This window comes from Amycolatopsis sp. NBC_01480, assembly GCF_036227205.1.
Taxonomy (GTDB): domain Bacteria; phylum Actinomycetota; class Actinomycetes; order Mycobacteriales; family Pseudonocardiaceae; genus Amycolatopsis.
The window spans coordinates 5,824,723-5,838,491 of sequence record NZ_CP109442.1; the positions used below are offsets into that span (position 1 = coordinate 5,824,723).

The window sequence follows — 13,769 nt, forward strand, 5'->3', positions numbered from 1 at the left end:
AATCCGACTACAGCTACGGCGGAAACCGGTCCTTACCAGCAGATCGGCTGCAGACCGTATCCGCCTACTTCCGGTCGGATTGGCGATTTCTTGACCGCCCACCGTGGCACGTTCCGGTCAACTGGTCAAGACAAGCTGACCAGTGGATACTGGCCGGATGGTGGATCGCACAAGCGGGATGCCCGCGTTCCGGCAGGTAGCGGCTGCCCTGCGCGCGAAAATCGCCGGTGGCCACTACGCGCCGGGCGACCGGTTGCCGAGTGAGCGGGAACTCGTCGAGGCATACGACGCTTCGCGGCCCACCGTCCGGGCCGCGGTGGAAATGCTTCGCACGGAAGGACTTGTGACGGCGGAGCACGGTCGCGGCGTGTTCGTGCGGCCGTCGGCGAGCATCCAGCGCATCGCCCGATCCCGGCTGTCCCGCGAGGCGCGCGAACAGGACCGCGGCGCCTTCCTGGCCGACGCCGAGGCCCGCGGCTTCACCCCGTCGACGTCCACGGAGATCCGCTTCGAGCAGGCCGACGCCCGCGCCGCGCTGCACCTCGCGATCGACGAGGGCGCCGAGCTCACCGTGCGGGACCGGGTGATGCGCGCCGACGGGCTGGTGGTCCAGCTCGCGGTGTCACGCCTGCCGCGGGCGTTGACGCGCGGCACCGCGATCGAAGACGTCGACACCGGCCCGGGCGGCACGTACGCCCGGCTGGAGGAGCGGGACCACCGGATCGGCTCGTTCGCCGAGCACGTCGGCGCGCGGATGCCCGCGCCGGACGAGGCGTCGCTGCTGCAACTCGCCGACGGCGTCCCGGTCATCACCGTGACCCGCGTGGCCTACGGCACCGACGGGACGCCGTTGGAGATGAACGAGATGGTGCTCGCGGCCGACCGCTACGAGCTGTCGTACGAGTGGCCCGCGGACTGACCGCGGCTCCCGTTCTTCCAAGACCGGGGCACCGGCCGCGGGCGAGACTCATCGGCATGACACCTCAACCGACAGTCTGGCCCGCCTTCCGCTACAACGACGCCCCCGCCGCGGTCCGCTTCCTCGTTGATGTCCTGGGCTTCCAGGAGACGCTCGTGGTGCCCGGCACCCCGGAGCGCGAGATCGTGCACGCGGAGCTGACCTGGCCCGAAGGCGGCGGCGTGATGCTCGGCAGCACCGGCGGCCCTTGTGACGGCGTCCACGACGCGATGCGCCCCGGCGGTGGCGCCGCGTACGTCGTCTCCGACCACGTTGACGAGATCTACGCGCGGGTGAAGGACTCCGGCGTCACGATCACCGAAGAACTGACCGACACCGACTACGGCTCCCACGGCTTCAGCCTCCGCGACTCGGAGGGCAACTCCTGGAGCGTCGGCACGTACCGGGGCGCCTAACCCTCGGGGTAGAAGAGGAACAGCGTGCAGCCGGTGGTGGTCTGCGGGACGTGCCAGGAGCCGGCCGGGGCGTGCAGGAACGACCCGGCCGGGTAGTCGCGGGCGCCGTCGTTGAAGGTCCCGGAGACCACGAACACCTCTTCGGGGCCGGGCTCGTGGACGTCGTCGCGCGGCCAGGAGGTGCCGGGGTCCATCTCGAGCACGTGGGCCGTCGCGCCGGCCTTGCCGGTCCACAGTGGACGGAGGCGGATGCCGGGGAACAGCTCGTGCACCGGGGCGTCTGCCGAGTGGGCCGATTCGTAGCCCTCTTGGGCGAGGATCGCGGGGTTCATGCCCTCGACGGTGCCGGTCCGGCGGCGAGGCGGACAGTGTCAGGAAAGACGTCATCGGGTACTTTCTTGCCATGCACCGAGTGGTGGGACTGGTCAACCCGGTGCAGTCGACGTTCGAGCTCGGCTGCGCCGCGGAGGTGTTCGGCACCGAGCGGGCCGGGGTGCCGCAGCACTACGAGTTCCTGGTCTGCACGGAGACGCCGGGGCCGGTGCCGACGACGGCGGGGTACTCGATGGCCGTCAGCGACGGGCTCTCGTTGCTGGCCTCGGCGGACACCGTGCTGATCCCCGGCTGGCTGTCGGTGGACGAACCGCTCTCGCCCCGGGTGTCGCGCGCGCTGATCCGCGCCCACCGCCGCGGCGCCCGGCTGGTCACGATCTGCTCCGGCGTGTTCGCCCTCGCGCGCACCGGCCTGCTCGACGGCCGCACGGCCACCACGCACTGGTCGCGCACCGCCAAGCTGCAGCGGGATTTCCCGCGGATCCGCGTCGAGCCGGACGTGCTGTACGTGGACCACGGCGACGTCGCCACCAGCGCCGGCGCGGGCGCCGGCATCGACCTCTGCCTGCACCTCGTGCGGCGCGACCACGGCGACGCCCACGCGACGCTGCTCGCGCGCCACATGGTGATGCCGCCGAGCCGCGAGGGCGGCCAGACGCAGTACGCACCCGCCGTGCCACCCGCCGACACCCTCGACGGCCTCCTCGACTGGGCCACCGCCCGCCTCGCCTCACCACTGACGGTCGACGACCTGGCCGGGTTTCTGAACGTTTCGCCGCGCACCTTGGCCCGCCGCTTCGCCGACCGCTTCGGCACCAGCCCCGGCCAGTGGCTGCTGGCCCGGCGGGTCACCGCCGCCCGCACTCTGCTCGAGGAGACGGACCTGCCGGTGGAGGCCATCGCGAGCCGGGTCGGCCTGACTTCGGCGGTCAACCTCCGCCGCCGCTTTCGCAACGCCCTCGGCACTACGCCTGCCGCTTACCGGCGGGCTTTCCGGACCCCATAACCGCTCGTGAGTGTTTATGACGGTTCTAACCGTCATAAACACTCACGAGCTCTGCACCGGCCGCTCGAACGTCACCAGCAACCCGTCCACCCCGCCGGGCCCGACCCGGCCCTTCACCTCCGCCGAGGTGATCTGCTTGAGCTGCCAGCCCTGCGCGGCGTGCTCGTTCAGGAGCTTTTCGAGCTTGTCGCCGGACATTTTGCCGCCGATCATCTTCTCGCGGACTTCCACGACCTTGTACGTGTAGCGCTGCATGGGCCCGATTGTGCCCGCTGCCGCTCGTTCATCTGAGCGTGTCGGCGGGCTCGCGTTCCGTTCACCCGGTTCATCTGGCACTCTGGACGATGTGTTGCGGCTTGCAGGTGCACGGCTGCTCGATGATCGGGATTACCCCGCGGTGCGCGCTGCGCTCGCCGCCGACCCGGTGGGCAGCTGCATGGTCAGCGCCCGGGTCGAGGCTTCCGGTCTCGACCCGTGGCGCCTCGGTGGCGAGCTCTGGGCCGCCGACAACCGCCCGGCGCGGACCGGGCGGCTCCAAGGGCTGTGCTTCGCCGGTCCGAACCTGATTCCGTTGCGCGGCAACGCGTCCGCGCTGCGGTCGTTCGCCGACCGGGCGCTGCGGCGCCAGCGCACCTGCTCCTCCCTGGTCGGCCCGTCCGAGCAGGTGCTCGGGCTGTGGGAGGAGCTGTCCGACGAGTGGGGCCCGGCCCGCGAGATCCGCGGCGACCAGCCGCTGATGGCTCTCGACGGCTCCCCGCTGGTGCCCGCCGACCCCCGGGTCCGCGCGGTGCGCCCCGACGAGCTCGACCGGTACCTGCCCGCGGCCGTCGCGATGTTCATCGAGGAGGTCGGCGTCGACCCGCGCAGCGGCGACGGCGGCGCCAGCTACCGCGCCCGGGTCAGCGAGCTGATCTCCACCGGCCGCGCGTTCGCCCGGTTCGAGGACGGCGAGGTCGTGTTCAAGGCCGAGATCGGCGCCATGTCCGCGAGCGTCGGCCAGATCCAGGGCGTCTGGGTGCACCCGGACCGCCGCAGCGAGGGGCTCGGCACGGCCGGCACCGCCGCGGTCGTCAACCGGCTGGTCCACGGGCTGGGCCGCACCGCGAGCCTGTACGTGAACGGCTACAACGGGCCCGCCCTCGCGGCCTACCGCCGGGTCGGGTTCCAGCAGGTCGGGCAGTACGCGACCGTGCTTTTCTGAGCGGTACGGGCCACTCTTCCGGGTCGGCGTTGCAACCGGCGAGCCGCCGTCTCCGGCTGGTTCGATCGGTCCCATGGCTTCTGGTCGACGTCATGCGGCTCTGGCCGCCGTGCTGGTGACCGTGCTCCCGCTGGCCGGCTGCGGCCTGTTCGGCTCGGACGGGCCGCAGGAGGCGCTCGGCGCGTTCCTGACCGCCGTCACCTCGGGTGACATCGCCGGCGCGGCCGCCCGCACGGACTCGCCGGCCGCCGCGAAGACCTTGCTCACGCAGGTCCGCACCGCGCTGCACCCGGATTCCGTCGAGGCGCTGGACGAGACCGTGAAGCAGTCCGGCGACACCGCCACTGGCGGCTACCGGCTCACCTGGCACCTGCCGCGCGGGCGCACCTGGTCCTACACCGCCGACGCGCAGCTGCGCTCGGCCGAGGACGGCTGGCAGGTGCACTGGCAGCCGACCGTCGTGCACCCGCAGCTGGCCGAGCAGCAGAGCATCGCGATGGTCGCCGCCCCCGCCCAGCCCGCGCCGATGTTCGACCGCGACGGCCTCCCGCTGCTGACCCCGCAGACCGTGGTCGGCGTGGTCGTCGACCCGGCCCGCGCCGGGGACGCCACCACGGTCGCGCGCACGCTGGGCAAGGCGCTGCACCGGTTCGAGCCGACGGTGACCGGGACCTCGGTGCTCGACGGCATCAAGGCCACCAAGCCCGGCGGCGCGTACTCCGTGCTGTCCCTGCGCGCGGCCGACTACCAGCAGGTCAAATCCGTGATCCACGATCTGCCCGGGGTCCGGTTCACCAGCCAGGAGCGGCTGCTGCCGCCCGACCGCGACACCGGCCGCCAGGTGCTGCCCGCGTTGCGCTCGCTGGTGGAGCAGCAGGCAGCGAGCGCGGCGGGTTGGCGGATCGTCACGCTCGACGTCACCGGCAGCGAGGCGAGCGAGCTGTACGCGGTCCAGCCCAAGGACCTGCCCACGGTGACGAGCACGCTCAGCACCCACGTCCAGACGGCCGCGGAGAAGGCGCTGTCCACGGTGCCGAACGCCGCCGCGCTGGTCGCCCTCCAGCCGTCGACCGGGGAGCTGCTCGCCGTCGCGCAGAACGAGCCCGCGGACGAGCAGGGGCCGCTCGCGCTCACCGGCCGGTTCCCGCCCGGGTCGACGTTCAAGATCATCACCGCCGCGGCCGCGCTGTCGGCCGGGAAGGTCACCGCCGCCTCGCCCGTCGCCTGCCCCGGCACGGTGACGTTCTCCGGCCGCGTGGTGCCGAACGAGGGCCGCTTCGACCTCGGCACCGTGCCGCTTTCGACGGCGTTCGCGCGCTCCTGCAACACCACGTTCGCGCAGCTTTCGGCCGACCTCTCGCCGACGGCGCTGACCGACGCGGGGCACTCGCTGGGCATCGGCGCCGACTACTCCGTGCCCGGCCTGACCACGGTCACCGGCTCGGTGCCGAAGGCCGATTCGGTGGTGCAGCGCGCGGAAAACGGCTTCGGCCAGGGCACGGTGGTCACCAGCCCGTTCGGGATGGCGCTGGCCGCGGCGGCCGTCCAGGCCGGGAAGGTGCCGGTGCCGACGCTGGTGCGCGGCCAGCCGTCGAAGGCCACCGACGTCGGCCCGCCGCTGCGGCCGGACGTGCTGGACGCGTTGCGCTCGATGATGCGCGACGTGGTCACCGACGGCACCGCCACCGGCCTGCGCGACCGGCCTGACGTCCGCGGCAAGACCGGCACCGCGCAGTTCGGCGACGGCACGCATTCGCACGGCTGGTTCGTCGGCTACCAGGGCGACCTGGCGTTCGCCGTGCTGCTCACCGACGCGGGCTCGTCGAAACCCGCGGTCGAAGCGGCGGACCGGTTCCTCGCCGACGTCGCCGGGAAGTGACGTCGTAGGCTGGTCGCATGTCCGTTCGTGCCCCCTTGAAGCCCGGCGTCCAGACGCCGCGCCGCGCCGTCCCCGCCGACATCGCCCGCCCCGAGTACGTGGACCGGCCGGCGCCGAAACGGGACACCGGCAACGGGGTCCGCACGCCCGAGGTCATCGAGGCCATGCGCGTCGCGTCGAAGATCGCCGCGCAGGCGCTTGAGGAGGGCGGCAAGGCCGTCAAGCCCGGCGCCACCACCGAGGACATCGACAAGGTGGTGCACGAGTTCCTGCTCGACCACCACGCCTACCCCTCGACGCTCGGCTACCGCTCGTTCCCGAAGTCGTGCTGCACCTCGCTGAACGAGGTCATCTGCCACGGCATCCCGGACTCGACCGTGATCGAGGACGGCGACATCTGCAACATCGACGTCACCGCCTTCATCGGCGGCGTGCACGGCGACACCAACGCGACCTTCCTCGCGGGCGACGTCTCCGAGGAGGCGCGGCTGCTGGTCGAGCGCACCCGCGAGGCGACGGCGCGCGCGATCAAGGCAGTGCGCCCCGGCCGCCAGCTGAACGTGATCGGCCGCGTGATCGAGGCGTACGCGAAGCGCTTCGGCTACGGCGTGGTCCGCGACTTCACCGGCCACGGCGTCGGCCCGGCCTTCCACACCGCGCCGACGGTGCTGCACTACGAGGAGCCCTCGGTGCACACGATGATCGAGGAGGGCATGACCTTCACGATCGAGCCGATGATCACCCTCGGCACCATCGACTACGACATCTGGCCCGACAACTGGACCGTCACCACGAAGGACAAGAAGTGGACCGCCCAGTTCGAGCACACCCTCGTGGTGACGGCGGACGGCGCGGAAATCCTCACCCTGCCGTAGCCCCCTCGTGAGTGTTTATGACGGTTCTAACCGTCATAAACACTCACGAGTAGTTCAGTGGATTCCGGCGGTGCGGGCCATGTCGCGGACCTGGCCGCTGCTGGCGGCGTCGCGGGCGGCGGGCGCGTGGCCGGTGCTCGAGCCCACGCCCAGCGCCTTCGCGATCAGCGACGCTTCGGCCTCCATCCCCGCGCGCAGCGGGTGGTAGGCGGCCGCGACCAGCAGGTTGGTCGACTGCCCGTTGACCCAGGCCGCGTCGCCGGCGCAGGCGTCGTGGCCGAGGCTGGGGCCGTAGGTATCGACGTAACGGGCGCCCTGATTCCGTGCCGCGGTGGCGATCGCGTTGTTCAGCTGGCGCTCGACGCTGTCGGCCCAGCCGTAGTCGCCGTCGGCGAAGGGGAGCACGCTGGGGCAGTAGCCGCTCGGCGGCGCCAGCCGCGGGTAGCCGACCATCACGATCGTCGCGGCGGGGGAGTGTTCCCGCACCCCGCGGACGACGCCCTCCAGGTTCTGCTCGGTGTTCTTCAGCGCGGCCGCGACGGTGTCGACGCCGTTGACGGTGAAGTGGTCGCGGCAGGGCGAGCCGGTCGGGTCGCTCGCGCGCAGGGTCGGGCAGGTGCCGACGAGGCTGCCGAAGACGCTGTAGTCGTTGCCGCCGATCCCGACGGTCACCAGATCCGTGTCCAGCGACAGCGAGTCGAACTGCCCGGGCTGCGTGGACAGCGGAATGCTCGGCGACGGCGTGACCTGCGAATGGGTCATGTTCGTGGTGTCGGCTGACGAGCAGCTGGCATCGGTGAACGCGCCGGCGGTGTCGTAGAGCCCGAGCCGCGTGGCCAGCCAGGACGGGTAGTTGTTGTTGGAGCGGAAGCACCAGCTCGCCTGCTGCCAGGGAATGAGCGGCCCCGCGGTGTACGAGTCGCCGAGCGCGACGTACTTGTGGAACGACGGCGCCGCGGACGCGCTGGTCGCCCCGGCGACCAGGCCCACGATCACGAGCAGGACAGCGAGTGGTGAACGGCGCACGGTCTCTCCCTCGGGACGGGGTGTTCCCCGCACTCTCGCATGATCCGGACCGGATGTGAGAGTCTTTCACGTTCAAGTGTCCTGCACGCGGGTGACGAGGAAGGTCGCGTTTCGCGAGGATTCCGGACGGCCGGGGGTGGGATTGCCCGGATTCCGGGCTTGGCGCGGTTGCTGCCGTGCGCCGGTCCGGGCATGTTGGCCATGGCTGGTCGCCGGGTCGGCCCGGGTTGGTTACTGGGTCTGCCTGCGAGGACTGGTCACCGGATCGGCCAGAACTGGGCGGCGGGTCGGCCGGCCAACGCCGATCGCGGTAGGCCGATCAAGTCGGCCAGGGCTGGGCCGTCGGACAGCCAGCCAGAGCTGGGTCGCCGGGTAGGTCAGTCTCCTCGGTGAGGGTCGGTCGCCGGGTTCGGCCAGCCAGAGTTGGGCGTCGGTCAGGTTGGCCGGGGCCGGGCACAGGGTTGGCCAGCCAGGGGGTGGCCGATCAGGGTCGGTCGGAGCCGGTCGCGGCTGAACCGAGCGGGTCGGGCAGGGCTGGTCGGTGGGTGAGCCGGGTTGGGTCGATCGGCTCTGCGGTCGGCGAATCAGGCAGATCAGTCGGCGAATCAGCTGGCAAAGTCAGGCAGCAAATCAGCCAGCCGCAGGCGCGTCCGTCCGGGCCAGCAGCTCGTCAAGGAAACCCGCGGCTTCCGCAGCCGCACGACCAGGGTCGCCGGCTTCGATGGCGTCGACCAGGCCGTCGTGTTTGATGTCCTCCGCGTGTTCCGGGTCGTCGGAGGTTGAGGCGACGCTGGCGGTGATGGCTTCCATCAGGCCGCGGTACAGCTCGAACAGCAGGCTGTTGTGTCCACATCGGACAACCTCGAGGTGGAACTCCGCGTCGTAGCGGATGAAGTCGTCGAGGCTGCCTTCGCCTTGTTCGGCGTCGCGGCGGTCCAGGAGGTCGCGGAGGGTGGCCAGGTCCTCGGTGGTGCGGGCGGTGGCGGCCAGGCGCGCGCCCTCGACCTCCAGCGTGCGGCGGACCTGGAGTACCTCGCGCAGCTCGGTCCCGCACAGCCGCCGGATCGCGCCGGAGACTTCGCTCGTCGCGCGCACGTACGTGCCGTCGCCCTGGCGGACCTCGAGGATGCCGGTGTGCGCGAGCGCCCGCACGGCCTCCCGCACCGTGTTACGGCCGACGCCGAGTTCCGCGGTCAGCGCCGCCTCGGTCGGGATGCGCTGCCCGAGCGGCCATTCCCCGCGGGTAACCGCGTCCCGGATCTGGTCGATGACCTGGTCGACCAAGCCGGCGCGGCGTGTGGTGGCCAAAGGCACAGGTTTATCCCCTCATCCAATCATCCTACGTATGCGATAGTAGCCGACGTGTCCGTCGATTCCAGGGAACCTGCCCCACGCCCCGCCGCCTCGTACTCCGACCGCCTCGAACTCGAACTCGAGGGCACCCTGGAACAGGAGGCCGGCGGCCGTCGTCCCGGGGTGATCGCCGGCGGTGTCCTGCTCGCCATCGCCGTGGTGCTCACGGCCATGAACCTGCGGCCCGCCATCACCAGCGTCGGCCCGCTGCTCGCGGAGATGCGGGCCGACCTGGGCGCGTCCGCGCTGTGGGCGAGCCTGCTGACCACGCTGCCCGGCCTCTGCTTCGCGGGCGCCGGCCTCGCCGCGCCGCTGCTCTCCCGCCGGTTCGGCATCGGCGCGGCCATCTCGTTCGCGCTCGCGGTGCTCACCGTGGGCCTCGTGCTGCGCGTGGTCGACGGCCCGCTGGTGGTGCTCGGCGGCACGCTCGTCGCGACGGCCGGGATCGCCCTGGTCAACGTCCTCATCCCGGTGGTCATCAAGGACTCCTTCCCGGCCCGCGTCGGCATGATGACCGGCGTCTACACCGCGGCGCTGCAGGGCGGCGGCGCGCTCGGCTCGTCGGTCAGCCCGCCGATGGAGGGCGTGCTGGGCGGCTGGCGCCCGGCGCTGGGCGGCTGGGCCGTGCTGGCCGCCATCGCGCTGGTGGCGTGGCTGCTCGCCTCGCGCGGCACCGGCCGGGCCGCTCGTGCCACAGGTGAAGGCGGGGCCGGGCGTTCGCTGATGCGCAACCGGCTGGCCTGGATCGTCACGATTTTCTTCGGGCTACAGGCTTTCATCGCGTACGTCGTGATGGGCTGGCTGCCGCAGGTCTTCATCGACGCGGGGGTGTCCAAGGGCGACGCCGGGCTGCTGCTCGGCCTGATGTCCGTGATCGCCGTGCCGATCAGCCTGGTGATCCCGCCGATCGCCGCGCGCCAGGGCAGCCAGAGCCTGTGGATCCTCGGCATGGGCCTGTGCGGTTTCGCCGGCATGTTCGGCCTGCTGTTCGCGCCCGCCGCGTCGCCGCTGCTGTGGAGCATCCTGATCGGCATCGGGATGAGCGTGTTCTCCTTGGCCTTGACCGTGATCGCGCTGCGTGCGCGTACGGGCGCCGAGACCGCGCGGCTTTCGGGTATGGCTCAGGGGTTCGGGTACTTGCTGGCGGCGGTGGGGCCGTTTGTGTTCGGGCTGCTGCACGACGCGACCGGCGGGTGGACGGTGTCGTTGATCGTGCTGATCGTGGTGATGTGCGCGCAGATGGCCTTCGGTGTGCTCGCCGGACGCCGCCGCTTCGTCTGACTCGTGAGTGTCTATGCCGGTTAGAACCGTCATAGACACTCACGAGGGGCGTCAGTCGAGCGGCAGGTTCAGCAGCGCGTTTTCGATCAGCTCCGGCATCGCCGGGTGGATCCAGTACTGGCCGCGCGCCATGGCCCGCGCGTCGAGGCCGAAGCTCATCGCCTGGATCAGCGGCTGGATCACCGAAGACGCCTGCGGGCCGATGATGTGCGCGCCGAGCAGCTGCCCGGTGGCCGGGTCCGCGAGCAGCTTGGCGAAGCCGGTGGTGTCCTCCATCGCCCAGCCGTACGCGATGCCCGCGTAGTCCTGCTTGCCGACCACATAGGACACACCCTTGGCGCGCGCCTTCTGCTCGGTCAGCCCCACCGACGCCACCTGCGGCGCGGTGAACACCGCGTGCGGGACGAACCGGTGGTCGGCCTCGACGCGCTCGTCCGGGTGCAGCAGATTGTGCTGCACCACACGGGATTCGTGGTTCGCGACGTGCTTCAGCTCGTGCGGCGAGGACAGGTCGCCGAGCGCGTAGATGCCCTCCACCACGGTCTGCTGGTAGTCGTCCACCACCACGTGCCCACTGTCCATTGTGGTCACCCCGGTGGCGGCGACGTCGAGCCGGTCAGAGTTCGGCGTGCGGCCGGTGGCGACCAGGATCAGGTCGGCCTCGACCGTTTCGGCGCCCTGCGGGCCTTCGAGGTCCAGCGCGACGCCCGACGCGGTCTTGCGCGCCCGCGTGGTCTTGCGGTCCAGCCGCACGTCGTAGCGCTCCGCGGCCAGCTCGGTGAACCGGGCGCTGACCTCTTCGTCCTCCGAGCGCAGCAGCGCGCCGGACCGGCCGACGATCGTCACCTCGACCCCGAAGGACGCGAAGACGTGCGCGAACTCGGCCGCGATGTAGCCGCCGCCGATGATCACGATGCGCCGCGGCAGCTCGTCGAGCCGCATCACGGTGTCGGAGGTGTGGTAGCCGGTCTCTTCGAGGCCCGGGACGTCCGGGATCACCGGGCGCCCGCCGGCGGCGAGCACAAAACGGTCGGCGGTCAGCACCTCGTCGGGCCGCCCGTCGGCGAAGCTGACGCGCAGCTCCTTCATGCCGGTGAAGCGGCCTTCGCCGGTGTAGACGTCGACGTTCTTGTTGTCCTCGTGGTGCTTCCGGTACTCCGCGCCGCCCGCGGCGATGGGGTCGATCCGGCCGAAGATGCGGTCCCGGACGTCCGGCCAGCGCACGCCCTTCAGCTCTTCGTCGACGCCGTAGCGCGAGCTGTGCGAAGGCGTCGCGGCGACGTCCGCGGCGTAGACAAACATCTTGGTCGGGATGCAGCCGACGTTCAGGCAGGTGCCGCCGAAGGTGCCCTTCTCCACGATCGCCGTCTTCCAGTCGGCGAACTGCGGGCCGAGGATCGAGTTCCCCGATCCGGTCCCGACGATCACCAGGTCGTAGTGCGGCACAGTCTTCCTCCGAAAGCCGGTCAGGCGGGTGTTCCCCACCCTAGCCAACCGGTTCGCCCGACCGGGTGTTCCCGCTGAGCCGCCCGTCACTGCCCGGTGGCGGTGAAGTGCATCCGGTCCGTCGGCGAGGTCCAGGCGCCGCCCCAGCTCCAGCCCACCGCGGCGAAGTCGCGCACCACTTCGCTGCCCGCGAGCGCCATGCCCGGCCGTACCCGCGAACGGTCGACATACGCCGACGCCAGCTCCGGCAGCACCAGATCGCCCTTGGTGTAGGGGTTGCAGAACGGGTTCACGTCCACGGCCAGCCCGTACGCGTGCGCGGACCAGTTCGCCTGCCCGCGCACCGGGCGGCAGACGAACGCGCTGGTGTCGTTGCCGTCGCCGGTGGGCGGCGCGTCCAGCTCGGCCGGCGCGGTCACGCGCATCTCCTCGATCGGGAAGCGGGCGGCGAAAAGCTGCGCGAAGACCTGTGTCATCGCCTGCGCGCCGGTGCGGTTCACCAGCAGCTCGCCGGTGTGCGCGCGGTTGTCGAAGCCCCAGAAGGACACCGTGACGTAGCGCAGGTCGGACGCTTGGACCGGGCAGGCGGGCTGCCAGGTGCTGCGGGCGAGGACGTCCGCGGGCACCGAGCTGATCTGGGCGGCGAACGTGTTCCCGGCCGGCGGCGGCAGGAAGTCGCGGGTCGGCAGGGACCGGTTCACCAGTTCGGGTGGGGTCGGCTCGATCTCGCCGAAGCCGTCCGGGCGGCGGGGGAGCGGGTGGGCACCCACCTGCCAGGTGACGGCCGGGGCGCTCGACGGCGCCGGAGATGTCGGAGATGCCGGGGTTATCACGCTTCGTGACGGCGGAACCGGGCTCGCCGACTGCGTGGCCGGGTTGTAAGTCGTACAACCGACCAGCAGGAACGCCATCAGCGCGCCTGCCGCCACCATCGCTGTCCGTCGCATGGACCCAGCTAAACAAACGCGCTCGGTGAGCACGCAGTCCACCCGTTCCAGTGACACCATTTCGGGCCTGCTCCGTTTAGGGTAACCGGGGTCGTCCGTTCACGCGCCGGAGTCGAACAGTCTCAGCCGGTTGACTCCCGAGCGCGCGGACCGAACCGCGCCGCTGTCCGATCGTGAAGGGGAACCCCATGCCCGCCAAGTATCGCCGTCCCCTGCTGCTCGTGGCGGGAGCGCTGCTCGTGACCGCGGCGGCGGTGCCGATCGCGGTCGGCTCGGCCTCGGCGCAGGACGAGCCCAGCGGCCCGTCCTCCGGCGCGCAGCCGCGGATCGTCGGCGGCGACGAGGCTTCGCTGTCCGACCACCCGTACGCGGTGTACCTCACCGATTCCGGCGGCAACCAGTACTGCGGCGCGGTGATCGTCAGCTCCTCGGCGGTCGCGACGGCGGCGCACTGCGCGAAGGCCATCGCGGCGTCCGACACCCGCGTGGTCGCGGGGCGCGAGGACAAGCGCACCGACGACGGCATCGTGCTCGCGGTGTCGAAGGTGTGGATCGACCCGGACTTCTCCGACCCGACCAAGGGCGACGACATCGCGGTGCTGACCGTGCGCGGCCAGCTGCCGTACCGCCCGGCGAAGGTCGCGGACTCGAGCGACCGCTCCTCGTACGACACCGGCACGCAGGCCACCGTGCTCGGCTGGGGCCGGCTGTCCGACGGCGGCGCGCGCTCCGACACCCTGCGCAGCGTGGTGGTCCCGGTGGTCAGCGACTCCGCGTGCAAGGCGGCCTACGACACGTACGACCCGGCGAGCATGGTCTGCGCGGGCTACCCGGACGGCGGCAAGGACGCCTGCCAGGGCGACTCCGGCGGCCCGCTGGTCGTCGGCGACACGCTGATCGGCGTCGTCTCCTTCGGCGACGGCTGCGCGAAGGCCGGCAAGCCGGGTGTGTACACGCGGGTGTCGGCGTTCTCGGACGAGATCGCGCAGCAGTCCCAGGGTCGCATCCTCGGCTGACGCTGGACTCTCCTGACTGAACTGGTATGCAG

The 13,769-nt window shown here is 71.4% G+C and carries 14 protein-coding genes; 8 read left to right on the plus strand and 6 right to left on the minus strand.

Features of this window, described 5'->3' with window-relative positions; genetic code table 11:
• The first annotated feature begins 157 nt into the window (after nt 1–157).
• The gene (locus tag OG371_RS27910; RefSeq protein ID WP_329058181.1) at nt 158–919 is read left to right on the plus strand and encodes a GntR family transcriptional regulator; all 762 of its coding nucleotides are present in this window, start codon (nt 158–160) and stop codon (nt 917–919) included.
• 56 nt (nt 920–975) lie between these two features.
• Nucleotides 976–1,374: a VOC family protein gene (locus OG371_RS27915; protein WP_329058182.1), complete on the plus strand. Its 399-nt coding sequence runs from the start codon at nt 976–978 to the stop codon at nt 1,372–1,374.
• Here OG371_RS27915 and OG371_RS27920 read toward each other — a convergent pair.
• Nucleotides 1,371–1,706 carry a cupin domain-containing protein gene (locus OG371_RS27920; protein WP_329058184.1) on the minus strand — a complete coding sequence of 112 codons (336 nt, stop codon included), beginning with the start codon at nt 1,704–1,706 and terminating at the stop codon, nt 1,371–1,373. The genes OG371_RS27915 and OG371_RS27920 overlap by 4 nt on opposite strands.
• Nucleotides 1,707–1,777: 71 nt before the next feature.
• Here OG371_RS27920 and OG371_RS27925 point away from each other — a divergent pair, with 71 nt between their 5' ends.
• Nucleotides 1,778–2,713, plus strand: coding sequence for a helix-turn-helix domain-containing protein (locus OG371_RS27925; protein WP_329058185.1), 936 nt, complete (start codon nt 1,778–1,780; stop codon nt 2,711–2,713).
• Between the two features lie 42 nt (nt 2,714–2,755).
• On the opposite strand, the gene OG371_RS27930 is transcribed toward OG371_RS27925, so the two are convergent.
• Nucleotides 2,756–2,968 (minus strand): DUF4177 domain-containing protein, encoded by a 213-nt coding sequence (locus OG371_RS27930; protein ID WP_329058187.1) that lies wholly within the window; start codon nt 2,966–2,968, stop codon nt 2,756–2,758.
• A gap of 91 nt (nt 2,969–3,059) precedes the next feature.
• Between OG371_RS27930 and OG371_RS27935 the strand changes: the two genes are divergently transcribed.
• From OG371_RS27935 to map, 3 genes are all read left to right on the plus strand, one after another.
• Nucleotides 3,060–3,914, plus strand: a complete 855-nt coding sequence (locus OG371_RS27935) for a GNAT family N-acetyltransferase (protein WP_329058189.1) — start codon at nt 3,060–3,062, stop codon at nt 3,912–3,914.
• A 73-nt stretch (nt 3,915–3,987) separates the two neighbouring features.
• Complete coding sequence (locus tag OG371_RS27940; RefSeq protein WP_329058190.1) at nt 3,988–5,793, plus strand: penicillin-binding transpeptidase domain-containing protein; 1,806 nt, start codon at nt 3,988–3,990, stop codon at nt 5,791–5,793.
• 17 nt (nt 5,794–5,810) lie between these two features.
• Nucleotides 5,811–6,668, plus strand: a complete 858-nt coding sequence (map, locus tag OG371_RS27945) for a type I methionyl aminopeptidase (RefSeq protein WP_329058192.1) — start codon at nt 5,811–5,813, stop codon at nt 6,666–6,668.
• A 54-nt stretch (nt 6,669–6,722) separates the two neighbouring features.
• Here map and OG371_RS27950 read toward each other — a convergent pair whose 3' ends face one another.
• A complete protein-coding gene (locus OG371_RS27950) occupies nt 6,723–7,694 on the minus strand; it encodes an SGNH/GDSL hydrolase family protein (RefSeq protein ID WP_329058193.1) in 972 nt (323 codons plus the stop codon).
• A 630-nt stretch (nt 7,695–8,324) separates the two neighbouring features.
• Nucleotides 8,325–9,008 (minus strand): FadR/GntR family transcriptional regulator, encoded by a 684-nt coding sequence (locus tag OG371_RS27955; protein WP_329058194.1) that lies wholly within the window; start codon nt 9,006–9,008, stop codon nt 8,325–8,327.
• 48 nt (nt 9,009–9,056) lie between these two features.
• Here OG371_RS27955 and OG371_RS27960 point away from each other — a divergent pair, with 48 nt between their 5' ends.
• Complete coding sequence (locus OG371_RS27960; protein WP_442875991.1) at nt 9,057–10,328, plus strand: CynX/NimT family MFS transporter; 1,272 nt, start codon at nt 9,057–9,059, stop codon at nt 10,326–10,328.
• Between the two features lie 51 nt (nt 10,329–10,379).
• Here OG371_RS27960 and OG371_RS27965 read toward each other — a convergent pair whose 3' ends face one another.
• Both OG371_RS27965 and OG371_RS27970 read right to left on the minus strand, forming a co-directional pair.
• Complete coding sequence (locus OG371_RS27965) at nt 10,380–11,774, minus strand: mycothione reductase (protein ID WP_329058195.1); 1,395 nt, start codon at nt 11,772–11,774, stop codon at nt 10,380–10,382.
• 86 nt (nt 11,775–11,860) lie between these two features.
• On the minus strand, nt 11,861–12,721 hold the full coding sequence (locus OG371_RS27970; protein WP_329058196.1) for a M15 family metallopeptidase: 861 nt from the start codon (nt 12,719–12,721) through the stop codon (nt 11,861–11,863).
• 188 nt (nt 12,722–12,909) lie between these two features.
• On the opposite strand from OG371_RS27970, the gene OG371_RS27975 reads away from it, so the two are divergent.
• Entirely contained in the window at nt 12,910–13,737 is an 828-nt protein-coding gene (locus tag OG371_RS27975) for a S1 family peptidase (RefSeq protein WP_329058197.1), read from the plus strand.
• Nucleotides 13,738–13,769: the final 32 nt, after the last annotated feature.